Raw genomic sequence first — 22,764 nt, 5'->3', positions numbered from 1 at the left:
GATCACACGGACACCGCATGACCTCGCTGAACCTCACCAACCTGGCCTGGACACCCCTGGGCCAGGGCCACTGCCATCACCAGTTCCAACTGCGTGAGGCCAGCCTGCACGTGGCGGCCGGCGAGTTCGTCGGCCTGATCGGGCCCAACGGCAGCGGCAAGACCAGCCTGCTGCGCTGCGCCTATCGCTTCAGCAAGCCGCAGCAGGGCGAGGTGCAGCTTGAGCATCAGAATGTGTGGAAGCAATCGCCACGCTGGTGCGCGCAACGCATCGCCGTGGTGCTCCAGGAGTTCCCCGACGCCTTCGGCCTGACGGTGGAGGAAGTGGTCGCCATGGGCCGCACGCCGCACAAAGGCCTGTTCGACGGCGACACCGAACAAGACCGGCGCATCGCCCGCGAGGCCCTGGAGTCGGTGGGCCTGCTGGGCTTCGAGGACCATGCTTTCGCCACCTTGTCCGGGGGCGAGAAACAACGGGTGATCCTGGCCCGGGCCCTGGCCCAACGCCCGCAACTGCTGATCCTCGATGAACCGACCAACCACCTCGACCCGCGCTACCAGCTGGAGCTGTTGCAACGGGTCAAGCGCCTGGGCATCGGCACCCTGGCGAGCATCCATGACCTGAACCTGGCCGCGGCCTTCTGCGACCGGCTGTATGTCCTCGATCACGGACGCATCGTCGCCAGCGGCACTCCCACCGAAGTGCTCACGGTCGATCTGCTGCGCAACGTCTTCGGCGTCGAGGCGCTGATCGACGCCCACCCCCTGTCCGGCTACCCACGAATCACCTGGATCACTCAACCATGACCTTGCGCTCCCTGCTCCGCTCCGGCCTCGCCCTGACCCTGTTCCTGGGCACCGCCCAAGCCTTCGCCGAAGCGACCCACTACCCGCTGACCATCAACAGCTGCAACCGTGAAGTGACCTTCAAGCAAGCGCCGCAACACGCCCTCAGCCATGACATCAACATGACCCAGATGATGCTCGCCCTGGGGCTCAAGTCGCGGATGGTGGGCTACAGCGGCGTCAGTGGCTGGAAGGCCGTGACCCCGCAAATGAGCACCTTGCTCGACGGTCTGCCGGAGCTGGCGGCCAAGTACCCGTCGGTGGAAACCCTGCTCAACGCCAACGTCGACTTCCTGTTCGCTGGCTGGGACTACGGCATGCGCGTCGGCGGCGACCTCACGCCGCAGACCCTGGCGCCGCTGGGGATCAACGTCTATGAGCTGACCGAGTCCTGTGCCTTCGTGATGAAGCGCCCGGCGGCCAGCCTCGATGACACCTACAACGACCTGCGCAACCTGGGGCGGATCTTCGACGTGCAGGACCGGGCCAACGCGCTGATCGCGCAGATGCAGGAGCAGGTCGCCGAGGTACAGAAGGACCTGCCCAAGGACCCGCCCCGGGTGTTCCTCTACGACAGCGGCGAAGACCGGGCCATGACCTCGGGCCGCCTGGGCATGCCCCAGGCCCTGATCGATGCCGCTGGCGGGCGCAACATTCTCGATGACGTCGAGGCCAGTTGGACCCGGATCAACTGGGAGACGGTGGTCGAGCGCAACCCGCAAGTGATCGTCATCGTCGATTACAGCGAAGTCACGGCCGAGCAGAAGCAGCAGTTCCTGCTGAACAACCAGGCCCTGCAAGGAGTCGACGCGATCAAGAACCAGCGCTTCATCGTCATTCCTTATGTGCAAGCCACCCCGGGCATCGACAACGTGCTGGCGGTGGAAACCCTGGCCAAGGGTTTCCACGGCGAATGATCAAGGGTCGTTATGCCTGTCTGTTACTGACCCTCGGCGCCCTGCTGCTGGTGTCCTGCGTGCTGTCCCTGGGGTTTGGCCCGGCGCGGGTGCCGGCGGAGGTGGTCTGGCGGATTCTCCTGCACAAGGCCCTGGGCCTGGGTACGGTGGACTGGAGCCCGGGCCAGGAGCATATCGTCTGGCTGATCCGCGTCCCGCGCATGCTCCTCGGTGCTTTGGTCGGCGCCGGGCTGGCGCTGATCGGCGCGGTGCTGCAGGCCGTGACCCGCAATCCCCTGGCCGACCCGCACCTGCTGGGGGTGACCTCCGGCGCCACCCTCGGCGCGGTGATCGTGGTGCTGCACCTGGGGCAGGTCATCGGCCTCTTGACCCTGCCCCTGGCGGCCTTTATCGGCGCCCTGGCGAGCATGCTCCTGGTGCTGGGCATCGCCGCGCGCAACGGGCGCCTGGACAGCGACCGCCTGCTGCTGTGCGGGGTGGCGGTGTCCTTCGTGATGATGGCGGTGGCCAACCTGCTGCTGTTCATGGGTGATCACCGGGCCAGCTCGGCGGTGATGTTCTGGATGCTCGGCGGCCTGGGCCTGGCGCGTTGGGAACTGCTGGCGATTCCTGCCGCCAGCGTGCTGCTGGGGCTGGGGTTGCTGCTGGGCATGGCACGGCCGCTGAATGCCTTGATGGCCGGGGAACAGACCGCCGTGACCCTGGGCCTGAACGCACGCAACGTCCGTCTGAAGGTGTTCCTGATCGCCTCGCTGATGACCGGGGTGCTGGTGTCCATCAGCGGCTCCATCGGCTTTGTCGGGCTGATGGTGCCGCACATCGCCCGGCGCCTGGTGGGCGCCGAACATCGCCGCTTGCTGCCAGCGTGCGTGCTGCTGGGCAGCCTGTTCCTGGTCTGGGTCGACGTCGCCGCGCGTACCCTGATCGCCCCTGAGGACCTGCCCATCGGCGTGGCCACCGCGGCCATTGGCGGGCTGTTCTTCATCGGCCTGATGCGCCGCCGCTGATCCACCCGCCGCTGTAGGAGCCGGCTTGCCGGCCAAGGCGCCCGTTAGGCTTGTGCCAGGTTCGAGGGCCTCTTCGCTGGCACGCCCGCTCCTACAATCGTCGTCCTTGCTTTAAGATCGCGCGCTTGGATCTCTCAGGATGAGTCTCATGTTCAGAACCGCATTCTTGGCCTTGCTGCTCGGCACCTCCCTTGGCGCCCAGGCCGGCACCTCGGTCGATGTCTCGAAAATCTACGGCAACATCCAGATCGTCAACAGCTTCCCCGACTACAAGGTCAAGGTGGTGAACTCCTTTCCCGATCTGAAGGTCAAGCAGGTCAACTCCTTTGCCGACGCGCCGGGCAAGTGGAAGATCGTCAACAGCTTTCCCGATTACAAGATCCAGATCGTCGACTCCTTTCCCGATTTCACCATCAAATACGTCGACTCCTTCCCTGGGGTTAACTGAAGCCCCTGGCTGACCCAGGCTGCCGCTCTGCGGCAGCACCACAATGACGCATCCCTGCGCACCATCCTCTGCGCAAAGCCTCCTCTTGGGGCATCACCTAGCCGCTCACTGCCGCTAAGACCGACGTTTTCATGCCCTGCGGCGACTCGGCACATCCCTTGCAAAACAGCCCTTCAGCACAGGCGGAGTGAAAACTACTGCGTTTTCGCTGCGCCTGAGAAGTCGCATCTACCACCTGAAAAAATCAAGAGTTCATGGAGATCGCACAATGAAGCGTCGTAGTTTGCTCAAGGCTTTCACTCTCTCGGCAAGCATTGCCGCGATGGGCATGACCTGGACCGTCCAGGCCGCCGAGACCATCAAGGTCGGTATCCTGCACTCCCTGTCGGGGACCATGGCGATCTCTGAAACCTCGCTCAAAGACATGGCGCTGATGACCATTGACGAGATCAACGCCAAGGGCGGGGTCAACGGCAAGCTGCTGGAACCGGTGGTGGTGGACCCGGCGTCCAACTGGCCGCTGTTCGCCGAAAAGGGCCGGCAGTTGCTGACCCAGGACAAGGTGGCGGTGGTGTTCGGCTGCTGGACTTCGGTGTCGCGCAAATCGGTGCTGCCAGTGTTCGAAGAACTCAACGGCCTGCTGTTCTACCCGGTGCAGTACGAAGGCGAAGAAATGTCGCCCAACGTCTTCTACACCGGCGCCGCGCCGAACCAGCAGGCGATCCCGGCGGTGGAGTACCTGATGAGCGAAGACGGCGGCAGCGCCAAGCGCTTCTTCCTGCTGGGCACCGACTACGTCTACCCGCGCACCACCAACAAGATTCTGCGTTCGTTCCTGCACGCCAAGGGCGTGGCCGACAAGGACATCGAAGAGGTCTATACCCCCTTCGGCCACAGCGACTATCAAACCATCGTCGCCAACATCAAGAAGTTCTCCGCCGGCGGCAAGACCGCGGTGATCTCCACGGTCAACGGCGATTCCAACGTGCCCTTCTACAAGGAACTGGCCAACCAGGGCCTGAAGGCCACCGACGTGCCGGTGGTGGCGTTCTCGGTGGGCGAAGAAGAACTGCGCGGCATCGACACCAAGCCGCTGGTGGGCAACCTCGCGGCGTGGAACTACTTCGAATCGGTGGATAACCCGGTGAACCAGAAGTTCGTCGCCGCCTGGAAGGCCTACGCCAAGGCCAAGAACCTGCCGGGGGCAGACAAGGCGGTGACCAACGACCCGATGGAAGCCACTTACGTCGGCATTCACATGTGGGCCCAGGCGGTGGAGAAAGCCAAGTCCACCGATGTCGACAAGGTCCGCGAAGCCCTGGCCGGGCAGACCTTCGCCGCGCCCTCGGGCTACACCCTGACCATGGACAAGACCAACCACCACCTGCACAAGCCGGTGATGATCGGCGAGATCCAGCCGGACGGTCAGTTCAACGTGGTGTGGCAGACCGAAGGCCCGATCCGCGCCCAGCCCTGGAGCCCGTACATCCCGGGCAACGACAAAAAGCCGGACTACGCGGTCAAGAGCAACTGATCGCCGGATGGACGCCAAGCCTTCAGGCCCGGCACACCCCCTGTACCCGCTGCCGCTGGCTGCGATCGGCCTCGAAGAGCACGTGCTCTTGAGGCCGTTGAAGGTCCTGCGGACCTTATCGCAGCCTGCGGCAGCGGCTACAGAACCACGCTACGCGCAAGGCCACTGATATGCCCACTGCCCTCTACCGTTTGATCCTCGCCTGCCTGTTGCTGCTGCCCATGGCCGCCCAGGCCGGCGACGCCGAAGACTTCGTCGCCGGCAACTCCAGCGAACAGGCCCGGCTCCTGGAAAGCTGGGCCGCGCAGCCCGACCCGGCGCGCCTGGAACTGCTCATGGCCCTGCAACAAGGCCAACTGAGCATGGCCGGCGAAACCAAGCCCCTGCGCCTGAACAACCGCTTGCGGGGCCTGATCGACAGCGCCCTGGCCAGCCACCAACTACTCGCCGCCGACGCCCAGAGCCGGCTGGCCGCCGCCCGCCAATTGCAGAAAAGCGCCAAGCCGGCGCAATTGAAACTCCTCGATGCCCAGCTCGCCGCCGAGCAAGACCCCGGCGTGCACGCCGCCCTGAGCCTGGCCCTGGCCAACCTGCAACTGGTGGACAGCGACCCGGCGGTGCGTCTGGCCGCCGTGCGCCTTTTGGGGGAAACCGGCGACCCACTGGCCCGCACCCGCCTCGAAGGCCTGCTGCAACCCGGGGTCGAGGCCGATGCCAATGTGCGCACCGCCGCCGAAACCAGCCTGGCCCAGGTCAAGCGCAAGCTGCTGGTGGGTGAAGTCCTCGGCCAGGCCTTCAGCGGCTTGTCCCTGGGTTCGATCCTGCTGCTGGCGGCCCTGGGCCTGGCCATCACCTTCGGCCTGCTGGGGGTGATCAACATGGCCCACGGCGAGATGCTGATGCTCGGCGCCTACGCCACCTACGTGGTGCAGCTGCTGTTCCAGCGCTACGCCCCACAAGCCATCGAGTACTACCCGCTGCTGGCACTGCCGGTGGCGTTCTTCGTCACTGCCGGGATCGGCATGGCCCTGGAACGCACGGTGATCCGTCATCTGTATGGCCGGCCCCTGGAAACCCTGCTGGCCACCTGGGGCATCAGCCTGATGCTGATCCAACTGGTGCGCCTGCTGTTCGGCGCGCAGAACGTCGAGGTGGCGAACCCGGCCTGGCTCTCCGGCGGCATCCAGGTATTGCCCAATCTGGTACTGCCCTACAACCGCATCGTGATCATCGCCTTCGCGCTGTTCGTTGTCGTGCTCACCTGGCTGCTGCTGAACAGGACCCGCCTGGGCCTGAACGTGCGAGCAGTGACCCAGAACCGCAACATGGCCGCGTGCTGCGGCGTGCCCACCGGCCGCGTGGACATGCTCGCCTTCGGTCTCGGCTCGGGCATCGCCGGCCTTGGTGGCGTGGCCCTGAGCCAGGTCGGCAACGTTGGCCCGGACCTGGGCCAGAGCTACATCATCGACTCGTTCCTGGTGGTGGTGCTCGGCGGCGTCGGGCAACTGGCCGGCAGCGTGCTGGCGGCCTTTGGCCTGGGGGTGGCGAACAAGATCCTCGAACCGCAGATCGGCGCCGTACTGGGCAAGATCCTCATCCTGGCGCTGATCATTCTGTTCATCCAGAAACGCCCGCAAGGACTCTTCGCACTCAAAGGACGGGTGATCGACTGATGAATCAACCACTGCTCATTACCGCCAGCCAGAAAGCCGGGCCCAAGGTCACGATCGCCGTCGGCGCGCTGCTGCTCCTGGTGCTGCTGGCCTTGCCGCTGTTGTCACTGCTGCCGGCGGACAACCCGCTGCAGGTCTCGGCCTACACCCTGACCCTGGTGGGCAAGATCCTCTGCTACGCCATTGTCGCCCTGGCCCTGGACCTGGTCTGGGGCTACGCCGGGCTGCTGTCCCTGGGCCACGGCCTGTTCTTCGCCCTGGGCGGCTACGCCATGGGCATGTATCTGATGCGCCAGGCAGCAGGCGACGGCTTGCCAGCGTTCATGACCTTCCTTTCGTGGAGCGAACTGCCCTGGTACTGGACCGGCACCAGCCACTTCCTCTGGGCCCTGTGCCTGGTGGTGCTGGCGCCGGGTCTCTTGGCCCTGGTGTTCGGTTTCTTCGCCTTCCGCTCGCGGATCAAGGGCGTGTACTTCTCGATCATGACCCAGGCCCTGACGTTTGCCGGGATGCTGCTGTTCTTCCGTAACGAGACCGGTTTTGGCGGCAACAACGGCTTCACCAATTTCCGCAGCATCCTGGGTTTTGGCATCACCGAACCCGGCACTCGCGCGGTGCTGTTCCTGGCCACGGTGCTGCTGCTGGTGGCCAGCCTGTACCTGGGCTGGCGCCTGGCCCGGAGCAAGTTCGGCCGGGTGCTGACCGCCCTGCGCGATGCCGAGAACCGCCTGATGTTCTGCGGCTACGACCCGCGTGGCTTCAAGCTGTTCGTCTGGGTCTTGAGCGCGGTGCTCTGTGGCTTGGCCGGGGCCCTGTATGTGCCCCAGGTGGGCATCATCAACCCCAGCGAGATGTCCCCCACCAACTCCATCGAGGCTGCCGTGTGGGTGGCCCTGGGCGGACGCGGCACGCTGATCGGACCGCTGCTGGGCGCCGGGCTGGTGAACGGCATGAAGAGCTGGTTCACCGTGGCCTTCCCCGAATACTGGCTGTTCTTCCTAGGCGCGCTGTTCATCGTGGTGACCCTGTACCTGCCCAAGGGCGTGATCGGCCTGCTGAAGAAACGAGGTGAACAATGAGAGTCACAGCCACCGCGGACTTCATGCTCGAACCCATTCTCGACGCCAACAAGGACGCCGGCGCCAGCCGCGACGCCATCGGCCTCGGACACGCCGCCGGCAAGGGCCTCAACACCCGCCACGGCACCCTCCTGACCCTGGAAGACATCAGCGTCAGCTTCGACGGTTTCAAGGCCCTCAACGACCTCAACCTGTACATCGGCGTCGGCGAGTTGCGCTGCATCATCGGCCCCAACGGCGCCGGCAAGACCACCCTGATGGACGTGATCACCGGCAAGACCCGCCCCACCCAGGGCAAGGCCTGGTTCGGCGAAACCCTGGACCTGACCCGGATGAGCGAAGTGCAGATCGCCCAGGCCGGGATCGGCCGCAAGTTCCAGAAGCCCACGGTGTTCGAGGCCCTGAGCGTGTTCGAGAACCTGGAGCTGGCGCAGAAGACCGACAAGTCGGTGTGGGCCAGCCTCGGGGCGCGCCTGAGCGGCGAACAGAAAGACCGCATCGCCCAGGTGCTGGAGACCATTCGCCTGAGCCCTTCGGCCCAGCGCCAGGCCGGCTTGCTGTCCCACGGTCAGAAGCAGTTCCTGGAGATCGGCATGCTGCTGATGCAAGACCCGCAACTGCTGTTGCTGGACGAGCCGGTGGCGGGCATGACCGACGCCGAGACCGAGTTCACCGCCGAGTTGTTCAAGACCCTGGCGGGCAAGCATTCGCTGATGGTGGTGGAGCACGACATGGGCTTTGTCGGCTCGATTGCCGACCACGTCACCGTGCTGCACCAGGGCAGCGTGCTGGCCGAAGGGTCGCTGGAGCAGGTGCAGGAAAACGAGCGGGTGATCGAGGTGTACCTCGGCCGCTGACCCAACCAACCACCTTTGTAGCCGCTGCCGCAGGCTGCGATCGGCCTTGAAGAGGACGTGCTCTGCAAGGCCCATGAAGGTCCTGTGGACCTTGTCGCAGCCTGCGGCAGCGGCTACAGGTTTTTGAAGGAATCCGAACATGCTGCAAGTCGACCAGCTGCACCAATACTACGGCGGTAGCCACATCCTGCGCGGCCTGAGTTTCGAAGCCCGGATCGGCGAAGTCACCTGCCTGCTGGGACGCAACGGCGTGGGCAAGACCACCCTGCTCAAATGCCTGATGGGCCTGCTGCCGGTCAAGGAAGGCGCGGTCAACTGGGAGGGCCGGACCATCACCGGCTACAAGCCCCACCAGCGGGTCAACGCCGGGATCGCCTACGTGCCCCAGGGCCGGGAAATCTTCGGCCGCCTGAGCGTGGAGGAAAACCTGCTGATGGGCCTGTCCCGCTTCCCCGGCTCCCAGGCCAGGGAAGTGCCGGCCTTCATCTACGAACTGTTCCCGGTGCTGTTGCAGATGAAGCAGCGCCGTGGCGGCGACCTCTCCGGCGGCCAGCAGCAACAGCTGGCCATCGGTCGCGCCCTGGCCAGCCGCCCCCGGCTGCTGATCCTCGATGAGCCCACCGAAGGCATCCAGCCCTCGGTGATCAAGGAGATCGGCGCGGTGATCAAGCAACTCGCCGCCCGGGGCGATATGGCCATTGTGCTGGTGGAACAGTTCTACGACTTTGCCGCCGAACTGGCGGACCAGTACCTGGTGATGTCCCGGGGCGAAATCGTCCAGCAGGGCCGCGGGGAAAATATGCAGGCAGAAGGTGTACGCGGCCTGGTTACGATCTAATCTGTAGCTTCCTAACGATAACGACCCAGCATGAACTCACCTGCCGCCACCGCCCTGTTCACCCCCAGCTGGCACGCCGAGCTGGAACTGGCCTATGCCCGTTTCGGCGCCACCACGCGCCCGGTGCTGCGTCGCCACCTGGGCCCGCTGCGGGTGCAGAAGCACCTGTATGCCGAAGGCCCCGAGGTCTGCCAGCACATCATCGTCCACCCACCCGGCGGCATCGCCGGCGGCGACCGGCTGGCCATCAGTGCCCGGGTCGAGCGCGGCGCCTGGGCACAGCTGACCAGCCCCGGTGCCGCCAAGTGGTACCGCGCCACCGGTCCTGCCAGCCAGACCCTGAGGCTGCAAGTGGCGCCGGGGGCGACCCTGGAATGGCTGCCCCAGGAAACCATTGTCTTCAGCGCCGCCCAGGCCGAACTGACCACCCTGATCGAACTGCAAGGCGATGCCCGGCTGTTCTACTGGGATGTCGTGGCCCTGGGACGCCCGGCCAGTGGCGAGCGCTTCGAGCAAGGGCACTTCCAGGCTCACCTGGATATCCAGCGCGACGGCCGACCGCTCTGGCATGAGCGCCAGCGCATCAAAGGCGGCGACGGCCTGCTGGATTCCCCCATCGGCCTGGACGGCCAGCCAGTGTTCGCCACCTTGCTGGTGACCGGTGAAATCGACAGCCAACTGCTGGAGCGCTGCCGTGCCCTGGAACACCCGGTACGTGGCGATCTGAGCCAACTGCCGGGCCTGCTGGTGGCCCGCTGCCTGGCCAGTGAAGCCCTGCAGGCCCGGGCCTGGCTGATCGACCTGTGGCGCCTGCTGCGCCCGGCGTTGCTGGGCCGCGAGGCCGTGCCGCCGAGGATCTGGAACACCTGACGCCGACTCTTTTTTCAACTGCCCAACAACGGATTGATCACGATGGACCTGACCCCACGCGAAAAAGACAAGCTGCTGATCTTCACCGCCGGCCTGGTGGCCGAGCGGCGACTGGCTCGCGGCCTCAAGCTCAATTACCCGGAAGCCATGGCCTTTATTTCCGCGGCGCTGCTCGAAGGCGCCCGGGATGGCCAGACCGTGGCTGAACTGATGCACTACGGCACCACGCTGCTGAGCCGTGAACAGGTGATGGAAGGCATCCCGGAGATGATCCCGGAGATCCAGGTCGAGGCCACCTTCCCCGACGGCACCAAGCTGGTCACCGTCCACCAACCCATCGCCTGAGGCCGCGCCATGACCTATCGCATCCGCGACGCATTGCACGCCGACCTGCCGGCGATCCGCGACATCTACAACGACGCCGTGCTCAATACCACGGCGATCTGGAACGACTCGCCGGTGGACCTGGGCAACCGCCAAGCCTGGTTCAGCGCACGCCAGGCCCAGGGCTACCCGATCCTGGTGATCGTCAACGCCGAGGAGCAGGTGCTCGGCTACGCTTCCTTCGGCGACTGGCGACCCTTCGACGGCTTTCGCCACACCGTGGAACATTCGGTCTATGTCCGCCGCGACCAGCGCGGCAACGGCCTGGGTCCACAGCTGATGGCGGTGCTGCTGGAACGCGCCCGTGGCTGTGACAAGCACGTGATGGTGGCCGCCATCGAAAGCGCCAACGCCGCCTCGATCCGCCTGCACCAGCGCCTGGGCTTCATCAGCACCGGACAGATGCAGCAGGTGGGCACCAAGTTCGGCCGCTGGCTGGACCTGACCTTCATGCAGCTGATTCTCAACCCTGGGGCACAACCGCCCGCCCCTCACAAGGAGTGACCTCTCGATGAACGCCGCCCAACTGCGCCGAGTCCATGGAGAAAGCTTTGCCCATTACCGTCAAGGATTGATCGACCTGCTGCTGGATTCGGTGCACCACGGCGCGTCCATCGGCTTCATGGCCGATCTGGACGACAGCCAGGCCCGGGATTACCTCGGCAGCGTGCAGGCAGGCGTCGAGGACGGCAGCCTGATGCTGTGGGTGGTGGTTCACGATGAGAAGGTCCTGGCCAGCGTGCAACTGGCGCTGTGCATGAAGGCCAATGGGCGCAACCGCGCCGAGGTGCAAAAGCTCCAGGTGCTGCACAGCGCCCGGCGCCGCGGCCTGGGCCAGCAACTGATGAACGCCCTGGAGCAGGCCGCCCGCCAGCACAAGCGCGGGCTGCTGTACCTGGACACTGAGGCAGGGTCGGCGGCCGAGGACTTCTACCGCTCACTGGGCTACACCCGGGTTGGCGAGCTGCCCAACTACTGCCAGAGCCCGGACGGCACCTACACCCCCACCGCCATCTACTTCAAGACCCTGGGACAACCCCTATGATTCCTGGCCAATACCAGATCCAGCCCGGCGAGATCGAACTCAATGCCGGGCGCCGCACCTTGACCCTCAGCGTGGCCAACAGTGGCGACCGACCGATCCAGGTCGGCTCCCACTATCACTTTTTCGAAACCAACGACGCCCTGACCTTCGACCGCGCCGCCAGCCGCGGCATGCGCCTGAACATCGCCGCCGGCACCGCGGTGCGCTTCGAACCGGGACAGACCCGGGAAGTGGAACTGGTGGATCTGGCCGGCAAGCGCCGGGTGTTCGGTTTTGCCGGACGCATCATGGGCGACCTCTGATCCCTCGCCCCCACGCACATAGGAGCCAGCTTGCTGGCGAATGCGGTCTTTCGGGCCCCTTCGCCGGCAAGCCGGCTCCTACAAGACCTGTTTCTGTAAGGAGCTGCGATGAAGATTTCCCGTGAGGCCTACGCCGATATGTTCGGCCCTACCGTGGGCGACAAGGTGCGGCTGGCCGATACCGAGCTGTGGATCGAAGTGGAGCAGGACTTCACCACCTACGGCGAAGAAGTGAAGTTCGGCGGCGGCAAGGTGATCCGCGACGGCATGGGCCAGAGCCAGCTGCTGGCGTGCGATGTGGTGGACACCCTGATCACCAACGCGCTGATCATCGATCACTGGGGCATCGTCAAGGCTGACGTCGGCTTGAAGGACGGGCGCATCGCCGCCATCGGCAAGGCCGGCAATCCGGATATCCAGCCCGATGTGACCATCGCCATCGGCGCCAGCACCGAGGTCATCGCCGGTGAAGGCATGATCCTCACCGCCGGCGGCGTCGACACCCATATCCACTTCATCTGCCCGCAGCAGATCGAAGAGGCGCTGATGAGCGGGGTCACCACCATGATCGGTGGCGGCACCGGGCCGGCCACCGGAACCAACGCCACCACCTGCACCTCCGGGCCTTGGCACATGGCGCGCATGCTCCAGGCCGCGGACGCCTTCCCGATGAACATCGGTTTTACCGGCAAGGGCAACGCCAGCCTGCCGGAGCCCTTGATCGAGCAGGTCAAGGCGGGGGCCATCGGCCTCAAGCTGCACGAGGACTGGGGCAGTACTCCGGCCAGCATCGACAACTGCCTGAGCGTGGCCGATGAGTACGACGTGCAGGTGGCAATCCACACCGACACGCTGAACGAGTCCGGCTTCGTCGAAACCACCCTCGGCGCCTTCAAGGGCCGGACCATCCACACCTACCACACCGAAGGTGCCGGCGGCGGCCATGCTCCGGACATCATCAAGGCCTGTGGCTTCGCCAATGTGCTGCCCAGCTCGACCAACCCGACCCGGCCCTTCACCCGCAACACCATCGACGAGCACCTGGACATGCTCATGGTCTGCCACCACCTGGACCCGAGCATCGCCGAGGACGTGGCTTTTGCCGAGAGCCGCATCCGCCGCGAGACCATCGCCGCCGAGGACATCCTCCATGACCTGGGGGCGTTCTCGATGATCAGCTCCGACAGCCAGGCCATGGGCCGGGTCGGCGAGGTGGTGACCCGCACCTGGCAAACCGCCGACAAGATGCACCGCCAGCGCGGTCCGCTGCCGGGCGACGGCTCGGGCAACAGCAACTTCCGGGTCAAGCGCTACATCGCCAAGTACACCATCAACCCGGCCATCACCCACGGCATCAGCCATGAGGTGGGCTCCATCGAAGTGGGCAAGTGGGCCGACCTGGTGCTCTGGCGCCCGGCCTTTTTCGGGGTCAAGCCGACCCTGATCCTCAAGGGCGGGGCCATTGCCGCGAGCCTGATGGGCGACGCCAATGCCTCGATCCCGACCCCGCAACCTGTGCACTACCGGCCGATGTTCGCAAGCTTTGGCGGCAGCCGTCACGCCACCAGCCTGACCTTTATCAGCCAGGCCGCACTGGATGCCGGCGTACCGGAGCAATTGGGGCTGAAGAAGCGCATCGCCGTGGTCAAGGGCTGTCGCACCGTGCAAAAGAGCGACCTGATCCACAACGACTACCTGCCGAACATCGAGGTCGACCCGCAGACCTATCAGGTCAAGGCCGATGGTGTGCTGCTGTGGTGCGAACCGGCGGATGTGCTGCCCATGGCCCAGCGTTACTTCCTGTTCTGAGGCGTGCCCGGCCACTGGGCAGGCGCGATGTTGAAGCCGTGGATAAGGCGCTAAGATGCGTGTCGGTTTTCCACTCTCTGCCCAATAAGGTGCCCGGCTATGCGCCTGTCCGATTTCATCGTGCAGCACGTTGATCGAATCGTTGATGAATGGGAACAATTTGCCAGGACCCTGGCCGCGGACACTCTGACCCGCAGCGACCTCCGGGATCACGCCACCTCGATCCTGCTGGCGGCCGCCCGGGACATGCGCATCACCCAGAGCCCGGGTGAACAGCTGGCCAAGGCCAGGGGCGAAGGCCCGGAGAAATCCCCCAGTCTGGATGCGGCCGCCGCCAGCCATGGCGAACTGCGCCATCACGTGGGTTTCGATCTGGTGCAGATGACGTCCGAGTTCCGCCACCTGCGGGCCTGCGTGATCCGCCTGTGGGTCGCCAGCCTGGTAACCCCGGACCTGGAACACCTGCAGGACATGATCCGTTTCAACGAGGCCATCGACGAAGCCCTGGCCGAGTCCACCTGCGCCTATGCCGAGCAGGTCAGCCGCTCACGGGACATCTTCCTGGCGATTCTCGGCCACGACCTGCGGGCACCGTTGCAGGCGGTGAGCATGTCCACCGAGATGCTGGCGCGCAAAGTACCGCTGGATGGCGACGCCCAGGCCTTTGTCTCACGCATCAAGACCGGCACCCGACACATGGGCGCCATGGTCAGCGACCTGCTGGAGTTCGTCCGCAGTCGCCTGGGCAATGGCCTGCCCATCGATCCCGCGCCCATGGACCTGGCCAGCGCCGCCAAGGCGGCCATGGACGAAGCCTGCGCCGGACAGCCCGATTGCACGCCGTTACTGAGCTTCGAAGGTGACAGCCATGGCATCTGGGACCGGGGACGTATCGAACAGATGCTGCAGAACCTGATCGGCAACGCCCTGCAACACGGCAGCAACCGCCGTACCGTGACCGTGACCATTACCGGCGGTGCGGAGCAGGTGCTGTTGACCGTGCACAATTACGGCACGCCGATTCCCAAGGAAGCCCTGGGCACCCTGTTCGATCCTTTGGTACGCAGTGCCGATGAGGAACTGGGCAGCACCAGCACCAGCCTTGGCCTGGGTTTGTTCATCGTCAAGGAAGTGGTGACCGCGCACCAAGGCAGCATCGAGGTCAGCTCCAACGAAAGCGACGGCACCACCTTCACCGTCACCCTGCCGCGGGTCTCCCGCGCCTGAGGCTCGCTATAACTGCTGCTGCCCTCTGTAGCCGCTGCTGAGCGCCAGCGAAGCTGCGTACGAGGACGCAGTCCTCGCAACCTGCTTTTTCCTGACACGCCGCAGCGGCCTGTTTTTACGGCCGCTGCACGCCCGGTCGCAGCCTCGCTGGCGCTCGGCAGCGGCTACAGGTCATCAGTCCAGCAGCAGGCGGCCCAGGCGCTGCTTGAGCATCTGGTTCTCCGCCCGCAGTTGCCGCACCTCGTCCAGCAGGTCCAACGCCAGGGCGACGCCTTCCCACTCCAGGTCCAGGTCGCGGCGCAACTTCGCCGCGCGCTTGGCCAGGGCCAGTTCGACATCATTGAAGCGCCAGTCCTTGGGCGCCGTCCCCTGAGGTTCGAGGATGCCGTGTTCGACGATTTCGATCACGTAGGCCGCCGACAGGTCGGCCACTTCACAGAACTCTTCCATGTCCAGCTGAACGATCAGGGTGCTCATGATCAGCGCCTCCTAGTGTCGAATCAGAAATTTTCCCGAGGGTCGAACGCGGCCTTCTTCGCCAGTTCCTGCCACAACGCCTTGACGTCGTCGCCGGTCTGCTTGGGCATCACCGCCTTGAGCTGGACGAACAGGTAGCCACGCTGGCCGGCCTTGTTCAGCAGGCCATGCCCCTTGGCGCGCATGCGCTGGCCGTTCTGGCTGCCGGCCGGGACCTTGAGATTGATCTTGCCGGTCAGGGTCGGCACCGCCACCTCGGTACCCAACGCCAGCTCCCAAGGGGCCAGCGGCAGGGTGATGATCAGGTTTTCGCCTTCGACATCGAATTTCGGATGGGGCGCAAAACGAATGGTCAGGTACAGGTCGCCATTGGCCCCGCCGCCCAAGCCCGGCGCGCCCTGGCCCTTGAGGCGGATGCGCTCGCCGTCGGTGACCCCAGCCGGAATCTTCACGTTCAGGCTTTTGCTGGTATTGCTGACGTGCTGCCCGTTGGCGTTGTATTGCGGCACCTGGAAGCTGATCTTCTTCGACTCGTTCGACAGGGTTTCTTCAAGAAAGATCGGCAGTTCCATTTCCACATCCTGTCCACGACGACCGCTGCTGCGGCGCTGCTCCGGGCCGCCGAATCCTGGCCCCCGGTTTCCAAAGATCGAACTGAAGAAGTCCGAGAAGTCCCCACCGTCGCCGCCACCAAAGCCGCCACGGCTCTGCCAGCCCGGTGGCCCCTGGAACGGCTGGCCGTGCTGGCCGTACTTGCGCAGGTCGTCGTACTCGGCGCGCTTGTCGGCGCTTTTCAGCGCTTCATAGGCTTCCGAGGCATCCTTGAACTTGGCCTCGGCATCCTTTTCCTTACTGACGTCGGGGTGGTATTTGCGCGCCAGCTTGCGATAGGCGGCCTTGATCGCCTTGTCGTCCGCCGTCGGCTCCACGCCGAGAATCTTGTAATAGTCTTTGAAGTCCATCGAGGGAATCACCATCCGTTATCAAAGTCGCGCGGCGTGCAGCACAGCATGCTCGGTCTGGCAGCATGAGAATTGATCAATCTCAATCCTCTGACTGAACGGCGCATCAGAAGTTTATCGGCAGCCGCGGGCGGATCTTGTGATCCCTGGTGGCTGCTCGGCCCATGCCTGCAAGTTTGGGGGTCAAGGATAGTCTTTCAAGGCACGACAGGGGGTGATTTAGCAGATAGTCGGCCTTTGCAACGCGCGAGGACTGGCGTACGCTTCGCGGCCGTTTTTTTCACCGGATCCAAAGACATGAATAACGCCACCCCGGCCCGTGCCTGCGGCATTGACTTCGGTACCTCCAACTCCACCGTCGGCTGGCTGCGCCCCGGCGAGGAGACGCTGATCGCCCTGGAGGACGACAAGATCACCCTGCCTTCGGTGGTGTTCTTCAATATCGAGGAGCGCCGTCCGGTGTACGGCCGCCTGGCGTTGCACGAATACCTGGAAGGCTACGAAGGCCGGCTGATGCGCTCGCTGAAGAGCCTGCTGGGCTCCAAGCTGATCAAGCACGACACCAGCGTGCTGGGCACCGCGATGCCGTTCAAGGACCTCTTGGGGCTGTTCATCGGCCAGCTGAAAAGCCGCGCCGAAGCCACCGCCGGTCGGGAATTCGAGCAAGTGGTACTGGGCCGCCCGGTGTTCTTCGTCGATGACGATGCCGCCGCCGACCAGGAAGCCGAAGACACCCTGGTGGAAGTGGCGCGCAAGATCGGCTTCAAGGAAGTGTCCTTCCAGTACGAACCCATCGCCGCGGCCTTCGACTACGAATCCACCATCGAACGCGAAGAGCTGGTACTGATCGTCGACATCGGCGGCGGTACTTCGGACTTTTCCCTGGTGCGCCTGTCCCCCGAGCGCCGTGGCGTCGACAACCGTCACGACGACATCCTCGCCACTGGCGGCGTGCACGTCGGCGGTACCGACTTCGACAAGCAACTGAGCTTGCAGGGCGTGATGCCGTTGTTCGGCTACGGCAGCCGGATGAAGAGCGGCGCCTACATGCCCACCAGCCACCACATGAACCTGGCGACCTGGCACACCATCAACTCGGTGTACTCGCAAAAGTCCCAGCTGGCCCTGGGCAGCATGCGCTACGACATCGAGGACACCGGCGGCATCGACCGTCTGTTCAAGCTGATCGAACAGCGCGCCGGGCACTGGCTGGCCATGGAAGTGGAAGAAACCAAGATCCAGCTGACCCACGCCGAGAACCGCCTGGTGGCCCTGGACCGCATCGAGCGCGACCTCAGCGTCGAGCTGAGCCGGGCCCTGTTCGAATCCTCCATCGACGGTTTGCTGGAGCGCATCCGCACCAGCGTCACCCAACTGTTGAGCGATGCCAATGTGGGTGTGGCCCAGGTCGACACGGTGTTCTTCACCGGCGGTTCCAGCGGTATTCCGGCGCTGCGCCAGAGCGTGGCGGCCATGCTGCCCAACGCCCGGCATGTGGAAGGCAATATCTTCGGCAGCATCGGCAGCGGTCTGGCCATCGAGGCCAAGAAGCGTTACGGCTGAAACCGCCTCGCCGGCCAGCCGGCTCCTACAGACCGTTGTAGGAGCCGGCTGGCCGGCGAACAAGATTCACACCAATCCCGCCAGCTTCAACTCGCTCTTCAAGTACGCGTAATAGATCGGCCCCGCCACCACCCCGGGCAGGCCGAAGGCGGCCTCGAACACCAGCATCGCCAGGAGCAGCTCCCAGGACTTGGCACTGATCTGCCCGCCAACGATCCGCGCGTTGAGGAAGTATTCCAGCTTGTGGATAAAGATCAGGTAGCCCAGCGCCGCCACCGCCACCCAGATCGACAGCGACAGGCCGACGATGGTGATCAGGGTGTTGGAGATCAGGTTGCCGATCACCGGCAGCAGGCCCAGCAGGAAGGTCAGCACGATCAGGGTCTTGGTCAGCGGCAGCTTGACCCCGAACAGCGGCAGGATCAGCGCCAGGAAGATCCCGGTGAAGAAAGTGTTGAGCAGGGAGATCTTGATCTGGGCGAAGACGATGTTGCGAAACGCCTGGACCAGCAGGTGCAGGCGGTCGAACAGCGCCGCTGCCAGGGGCTTGCGCTTGGTCAGGTCGGGGATGCGCTGCAAGGCGATGATCGCCCCCAGGACCATGCCGATCAGCAAGGTCACGAACATGTGCGCCGCGTCCTTGCCCACCAGTTGCAACTCGCTCAGGTGCTTGCTGGCCCAGGCGCCGATGGCGGTCTGGAACTCGGCCGCACTGGCCGGCAGGTAGGAATCGAGGAACGGCGGCAACTGGCCGCGGGCCTTGTCCACCACCACCATGAACTTGCCCAGCGAAGCCCCGGGGTTTTCCGCTTCATGCAACAGGAAACTGATGGCCCCGGCGAACAGCAGGGTCAGCAGACTGACCACCAGGGTGCCCAGCAGGGCCACCGCCAGCCAGCGCGCGCGCCGACCTTCGATCAGCCGCTGCAGTTGCGGGGTGAGCATGTTGACCAGCTCGAACACCAAGAGACCGGCCAGCAGGCTGGGCAACAGACGCATGGGCAAGGCCAGCAACAGGCCACCGAAGATGATGATCCAACTGATGAACAACAGATGACGCTGTGAAAACGCTGGCATAAAGCCTCAAGACAAACAGCGGGAAAAGACCGGCAGTCTGCCAGCCTTCACCCCGGAGGAATAGTGGCAGGCGCCCCAAGGGCATGGGCTTACATGGGTACTTGAGTCTTGTGACAGGCGAAGGTTCAGTCGCTTTTGGCCTGAGGCAGCGGGGCTGAAAGGTCGGGCAGCGGCACGTTGTAACCGCAGTAATGCAGGTGAGTCAGGGTCAGGCGCTTGTCAGGGTAGTCATCGCCCCATCTCAGGTTCTGGTCGTAGCGCGATTTGACATGGGCACACGCCTTTTGAATACCGGCTCGGGCCTTGGCCAGCACCGGCTCTGGCAGGGGATTGATCTTCAGACTCTGGAACCACGGCAGGATAAACACCTGATCCAGGTCGTAGCCCTTGCTCCCAAGGGGCAGGCGCTGCCCGGCATGCACATAGAAAGGTTGTTGCAGGCCGCTCTCCTGTTCCCAGCACCAGTACTTGACCTCATCCTCGAAGATGCCAACCGCGCGCCCCTCCCAACGCTCGTAGATGCGTAGACATGAGTGCCCCTGCATGCTCACCCAGTCGATGCTGCTGGGCTTGACGCCGTGATAGGAAGGCAACGCCTGCCTGGCCAGCAAATCATCAAGAAAGGCCTGCTTCGAGTAGAGCAGCCCCACGCCTTGACCATCGAGAAAGCTGTCGACCCGCATATAGAGCCCGGACGTCGTCACCTGGGTGTCGCCATAGGAAAAGGACCCGGAAGTTCCCACAGACAGTGAGTCACTGGCCTTTTCATAATAAAACCCTCCGGTAACGGTTCCGCATTCGGCATGCCGGTAAGGCCCTGGCAAATCGAAGGAGTAGCGCTGCATCAGGGTGACCCGCTTAGCGCCTTCCTGGCAGAGCAGCCGGTTGTCGAAGCGAGCGTTTTCATAGACCAGGGGCGGCGACATGCAGCCGCTGACGATCACCAACAGTCCGCCTACCAGTAGGTGCCCAAGGGCGCGGCGAAGGCTTTCGGCCAACCTGAGCCTGCTCATTCCTGGTATTTGCTGATAAACGAGTACTTGCTCCCCGCCGTTTCGACGATGGCCCGCATTTCTTGCTCCTGCGCCGGCTCGCCGACAAAGAACACCCAGACCCGAGGAAACTGCTGATCACTCAGTGCGCCGCCGACAATCGCCTTGTCCAATGCCGGGTTGGCGCCGAATATCACCAGCTTTCTGTTCAGCTCTGCAGACACCATGCGGAACATGTCGCGCATGCCAAAGCGCTCCATGCCGCCCCCCGCCACGATCATCAGGCGATCGGGAAGCACGCCGTGACTGTTGATCCGGGTAACGGCGAGCGGCAAGGCATCCTGGAATTGCGGGGAGCCATCGCGGCCCTGTTGTATAGCTGACGCCACGTCAGAGAAGACCTCCTCCTGGCTTTTTTGACGGGGAGCAGAAGCACACCCGGCAAGAACACAACACAGCAGAACCCACAGAACTATTTTCACCGTCACTTCCCTATGCAATTGCTGGCCAGCACCAGGCGCTGCTCCTCCATTAAGGCGTCGAATATCCGCCCCCTCGCTTCGGACGAAGCGCCAAGGATCATAAACACAATGACGGAATGCGGCCGAGAAAAAGCCGCCATGAGCAACGAGACGCGCGGGAGATGAGCCTCCCCAAGGCATGACGGGGAGGCGCAATGGCAGTATTGACCGGGGTTTATTTCTTCTTCAGGCAATCACTCATGAACGCCTTGCGCGCATCGCCCTTGAGGGCCTTGGCGGTGGCGTCGGCGTTGCAGCTCTTCATTCTTTCCTGAGGCGTGGAAGGTGTCGCTGCTGCCGCCGGAGCCGCCTTGAGGCAGGTGCTCATGAAGGCCTTGCGCTCGTCGCCCTTGAGGGCCTTGGCGGTGGCCTCGGCATTACAGGTGGTCATCTTGTTTTGCTGGGCAGTGGCGGCAAAACCTTGGGAGCAAAGCAGCAGGCCCACCATCAACAAAGGGATACGCAACATCTTCATGGAGTTTTCTCCTGGTCACCGCACCGATGGGCACGGCCTCCTGCGCAGTGTAGACAAAGCCTGTTACACCTTCACCTGTTCTGCAGGCTGGCCCGGCGGTACTGCTCGGGGGTGCAGCCGGCCTGGCGCTGGAACATCGCGATAAACGCCGAGGCGCTGCTGTAGCCCATGTCGAAGGCGATTTCCTGGACGCTGCGGGTGCTTTCCAGGGCCTCGATGGCCGCGAGGAAGCGCTGGCGCTGGCGCCATTCGCCGAAACTCATGCCCAGCTCGCGAACGAACTGGCGGGCCAGGGTCCGTTCACTGACATGGGCCTGCTGCGCCCAGTGGGCCAGGGGCTGGTGGTTGCCCGGTTCGGCCTGCAGGGCCTGGAGTACCCGCAGCAGCTCGGGGTTGCGGGCATAGGGCAGGTAACAGTCTTGCACCGGGGCCTGGCGCAACTGGTCCAGCGCCACCTGGGCCAGACGCTGGTCGGCCTCGCCTTCGGGGATCTGCACGTCCCGGGCGGCGAAGTCCTTGAGGATCGCCTTGAGTATCTCGCTGATGGCCAGGGTGCTGCCCTGCTTCGGCAGGTCCGTGCACAGTTCCGGCGCCAGCAGCACCGCTCGGTAGTTGATCGGTTGCGGAGTGTAGAAACTGTGGGGCGTCTGCGGCGGCACCCAGACCGCGTACTGTGGCGGCGACATGAAGCGCCGGCCGGCGATGTCCATGCGCATCACACCATGGGCCGAATACTCCAGGCAGCCCCAGGGATGCCGGTGCTCCAGGGCGTGGCTGTCGGCGGCGAAGTCGGCATAGCGGAAGTACACCGGCGCGGGCAGGCCGTGGAAGTCCAGGAGATCGATGTGTTTTTTGCTCATGCTGTCCGGATGTCGGGGCAGGTTGTCCGGTTCGAAGTATAGGCATTGATCCGGACAGGAGGATAATCAGCCCTCATCAACTGTCTGGCTGTTTCCATGCAATACGCTTATCCACTGCTGGCCATCTTTATCTGGGCCGGCAATACCGTGATCAACAAACTCGCAGTGGGTGCGATCTTCCCGGCAGAGATCGGCTTCTACCGCTGGCTGCTGGCGGGCCTGCTATTCACTCCGTTCATGCTCAAGCCGGTGCTACGGCACTGGCCGGTGATCCGCCCCAACCTGGGCCGGATCTTCATCCTCGGGGTGTTGGGCATGGCGGTGTATCAAAGCCTGGCCTACTTCGCCGCGACCCTGACCTCGGCCACCAACATGGGCATCATTCTTTCCCTGATGCCGCTGATGTCCCTGGCCATGGCCATTGCCGCCCTGGGCCAGCGCCTGACCGCCGGGGCCCTGGTAGGCGCCGTGCTGTCCTTTGCCGGGGTGCTGGTGGTGGTGTCTTCCGGCAGCCTCGCTGCGCTGCTGCAACACGGGGTCAACCTGGGTGACGCGATGATGCTGATCGCCACCCTGGCCTATGCGATCTACAGCACCTTGCTGAAGAAGTGGCAACTGCGCCTGCCGCCGCTGGTGCTGCTGTACCTGCAGGTGCTGGTGGCGGTGCTGGTGCTGCTGCCGTTGTTCCTGGCCTCACCCAAGGTCGGCCCGACCCTGCAGAACATTCCGCTGGTGCTCTATGCCTGCCTGCTGGCGTCGATGCTCGCGCCCCTGGCCTGGATGCAGGCAGTGGTGCGCCTGGGGCCAAGCCGGACCACGCTGTTTTTCAATCTGCTGCCGTTGATCACGGCGCTGATTGCCGCGGTGGTGCTGCATGAGCAACTGGCCTGGTTCCATCTGGTGGGGGGCTTGTTGACCTTGGGCGGGGTGGTTCTTTCCGAACGCTGGACCAGGGTGCTGGGGCCGGTCGCCGGCAAGCCGGCGGCTACAGGACAACAGTGA

General features: G+C 64.3%; 25 protein-coding genes. 18 read left to right on the top strand and 7 right to left on the bottom strand.

Annotation, left to right across the window (positions count from 1 at the left end):
• The first annotated feature begins 17 nt into the window (after positions 1-17).
• The 16 genes from WIN67_RS03200 (at position 18) to WIN67_RS03125 (ending at position 14,835) form a co-directional block, all read left to right on the top strand.
• The gene (locus WIN67_RS03200; RefSeq protein ID WP_102881966.1) at positions 18-806 is read left to right on the top strand and encodes an ABC transporter ATP-binding protein; all 789 of its coding nucleotides are present in this window, start codon (positions 18-20) and stop codon (positions 804-806) included.
• Positions 803-1,762, top strand: coding sequence for an ABC transporter substrate-binding protein (locus WIN67_RS03195; RefSeq protein WP_339070623.1), 960 nt, complete (start codon positions 803-805; stop codon positions 1,760-1,762). The genes WIN67_RS03200 and WIN67_RS03195 overlap by 4 nt, the downstream gene beginning before the upstream one ends.
• On the top strand, positions 1,759-2,769 hold the full coding sequence (locus WIN67_RS03190; protein WP_102881968.1) for a FecCD family ABC transporter permease: 1,011 nt from the start codon (positions 1,759-1,761) through the stop codon (positions 2,767-2,769). Before WIN67_RS03195 ends, WIN67_RS03190 begins: the two co-directional genes overlap by 4 nt.
• Before the next feature lie 148 nt (positions 2,770-2,917).
• On the top strand, positions 2,918-3,217 hold the full coding sequence (locus WIN67_RS03185; RefSeq protein WP_102881969.1) for a hypothetical protein: 300 nt from the start codon (positions 2,918-2,920) through the stop codon (positions 3,215-3,217).
• Between the two features lie 268 nt (positions 3,218-3,485).
• Positions 3,486-4,751: an urea ABC transporter substrate-binding protein gene (gene urtA, locus WIN67_RS03180; protein WP_102862967.1), complete on the top strand. Its 1,266-nt coding sequence runs from the start codon at positions 3,486-3,488 to the stop codon at positions 4,749-4,751.
• Positions 4,752-4,921: 170 nt separating this feature from the next.
• Positions 4,922-6,424: an urea ABC transporter permease subunit UrtB gene (gene urtB, locus WIN67_RS03175; RefSeq protein WP_110595463.1), complete on the top strand. Its 1,503-nt coding sequence runs from the start codon at positions 4,922-4,924 to the stop codon at positions 6,422-6,424.
• Entirely contained in the window at positions 6,424-7,503 is a 1,080-nt protein-coding gene (gene urtC / locus WIN67_RS03170) for an urea ABC transporter permease subunit UrtC (RefSeq protein WP_339070622.1), read from the top strand. Before urtB ends, urtC begins: the two co-directional genes overlap by 1 nt.
• Positions 7,500-8,360 carry an urea ABC transporter ATP-binding protein UrtD gene (urtD, locus tag WIN67_RS03165; RefSeq protein ID WP_102881972.1) on the top strand — a complete coding sequence of 287 codons (861 nt, stop codon included), beginning with the start codon at positions 7,500-7,502 and terminating at the stop codon, positions 8,358-8,360. Before urtC ends, urtD begins: the two co-directional genes overlap by 4 nt.
• A 139-nt stretch (positions 8,361-8,499) precedes the next feature.
• Positions 8,500-9,198 carry an urea ABC transporter ATP-binding subunit UrtE gene (urtE, locus tag WIN67_RS03160; protein ID WP_102862963.1) on the top strand — a complete coding sequence of 233 codons (699 nt, stop codon included), beginning with the start codon at positions 8,500-8,502 and terminating at the stop codon, positions 9,196-9,198.
• Between the two features lie 30 nt (positions 9,199-9,228).
• A complete protein-coding gene (locus WIN67_RS03155; RefSeq protein WP_102881973.1) occupies positions 9,229-10,068 on the top strand; it encodes an urease accessory protein UreD in 840 nt (279 codons plus the stop codon).
• A 42-nt stretch (positions 10,069-10,110) separates the two neighbouring features.
• Positions 10,111-10,413 (top strand): urease subunit gamma, encoded by a 303-nt coding sequence (locus WIN67_RS03150; protein ID WP_102881974.1) that lies wholly within the window; start codon positions 10,111-10,113, stop codon positions 10,411-10,413.
• A 9-nt stretch (positions 10,414-10,422) separates the two neighbouring features.
• A complete protein-coding gene (locus tag WIN67_RS03145) occupies positions 10,423-10,956 on the top strand; it encodes a GNAT family N-acetyltransferase (RefSeq protein ID WP_110650908.1) in 534 nt (177 codons plus the stop codon).
• 7 nt (positions 10,957-10,963) lie between these two features.
• The gene (locus WIN67_RS03140; RefSeq protein ID WP_110650910.1) at positions 10,964-11,497 is read left to right on the top strand and encodes a GNAT family N-acetyltransferase; all 534 of its coding nucleotides are present in this window, start codon (positions 10,964-10,966) and stop codon (positions 11,495-11,497) included.
• Positions 11,494-11,799, top strand: coding sequence for an urease subunit beta (locus WIN67_RS03135; RefSeq protein WP_102862959.1), 306 nt, complete (start codon positions 11,494-11,496; stop codon positions 11,797-11,799). Before WIN67_RS03140 ends, WIN67_RS03135 begins: the two co-directional genes overlap by 4 nt.
• A gap of 108 nt (positions 11,800-11,907) precedes the next feature.
• Positions 11,908-13,608 (top strand): urease subunit alpha, encoded by a 1,701-nt coding sequence (gene ureC / locus WIN67_RS03130; RefSeq protein WP_213664651.1) that lies wholly within the window; start codon positions 11,908-11,910, stop codon positions 13,606-13,608.
• Between the two features lie 99 nt (positions 13,609-13,707).
• Positions 13,708-14,835 carry a sensor histidine kinase gene (locus tag WIN67_RS03125; protein WP_102862957.1) on the top strand — a complete coding sequence of 376 codons (1,128 nt, stop codon included), beginning with the start codon at positions 13,708-13,710 and terminating at the stop codon, positions 14,833-14,835.
• 174 nt (positions 14,836-15,009) lie between these two features.
• Here WIN67_RS03125 and WIN67_RS03120 read toward each other — a convergent pair whose 3' ends face one another.
• Positions 15,010-15,312, bottom strand: a complete 303-nt coding sequence (locus tag WIN67_RS03120; RefSeq protein WP_102862956.1) for a chaperone modulator CbpM — start codon at positions 15,310-15,312, stop codon at positions 15,010-15,012.
• A gap of 23 nt (positions 15,313-15,335) precedes the next feature.
• Positions 15,336-16,274 carry a DnaJ C-terminal domain-containing protein gene (locus WIN67_RS03115; protein WP_339070620.1) on the bottom strand — a complete coding sequence of 313 codons (939 nt, stop codon included), beginning with the start codon at positions 16,272-16,274 and terminating at the stop codon, positions 15,336-15,338.
• A gap of 297 nt (positions 16,275-16,571) precedes the next feature.
• Here WIN67_RS03115 and WIN67_RS03110 point away from each other — a divergent pair, with 297 nt between their 5' ends.
• Positions 16,572-17,837, top strand: a complete 1,266-nt coding sequence (locus WIN67_RS03110; RefSeq protein WP_339070619.1) for an Hsp70 family protein — start codon at positions 16,572-16,574, stop codon at positions 17,835-17,837.
• 66 nt (positions 17,838-17,903) lie between these two features.
• Here WIN67_RS03110 and WIN67_RS03105 read toward each other — a convergent pair whose 3' ends face one another.
• From WIN67_RS03105 to WIN67_RS03085, 5 genes are all read right to left on the bottom strand, one after another.
• Positions 17,904-18,914 (bottom strand): AI-2E family transporter, encoded by a 1,011-nt coding sequence (locus WIN67_RS03105; protein ID WP_102881980.1) that lies wholly within the window; start codon positions 18,912-18,914, stop codon positions 17,904-17,906.
• Between the two features lie 125 nt (positions 18,915-19,039).
• Positions 19,040-19,912, bottom strand: coding sequence for a hypothetical protein (locus WIN67_RS03100; RefSeq protein WP_339070618.1), 873 nt, complete (start codon positions 19,910-19,912; stop codon positions 19,040-19,042).
• Positions 19,913-19,923: 11 nt separating this feature from the next.
• Positions 19,924-20,388 carry a hypothetical protein gene (locus tag WIN67_RS03095; RefSeq protein WP_123391277.1) on the bottom strand — a complete coding sequence of 155 codons (465 nt, stop codon included), beginning with the start codon at positions 20,386-20,388 and terminating at the stop codon, positions 19,924-19,926.
• A gap of 214 nt (positions 20,389-20,602) precedes the next feature.
• On the bottom strand, positions 20,603-20,902 hold the full coding sequence (locus WIN67_RS03090; RefSeq protein ID WP_047283716.1) for a PsiF family protein: 300 nt from the start codon (positions 20,900-20,902) through the stop codon (positions 20,603-20,605).
• A 71-nt stretch (positions 20,903-20,973) separates the two neighbouring features.
• A complete protein-coding gene (locus WIN67_RS03085) occupies positions 20,974-21,762 on the bottom strand; it encodes an AraC family transcriptional regulator (RefSeq protein WP_102862949.1) in 789 nt (262 codons plus the stop codon).
• Positions 21,763-21,858: 96 nt separating this feature from the next.
• Between WIN67_RS03085 and WIN67_RS03080 the strand changes: the two genes are divergently transcribed.
• A complete protein-coding gene (locus WIN67_RS03080; RefSeq protein ID WP_110595456.1) occupies positions 21,859-22,764 on the top strand; it encodes a DMT family transporter in 906 nt (301 codons plus the stop codon).

It is taken from the genome of Pseudomonas idahonensis (assembly GCF_037903935.1).
Classification (GTDB): Bacteria; Pseudomonadota; Gammaproteobacteria; order Pseudomonadales; family Pseudomonadaceae; genus Aquipseudomonas; species Aquipseudomonas danubii.
Note: the sequence above shows the minus strand (reverse complement) of the source record. Positions and strands in the feature narration are given on the sequence as shown.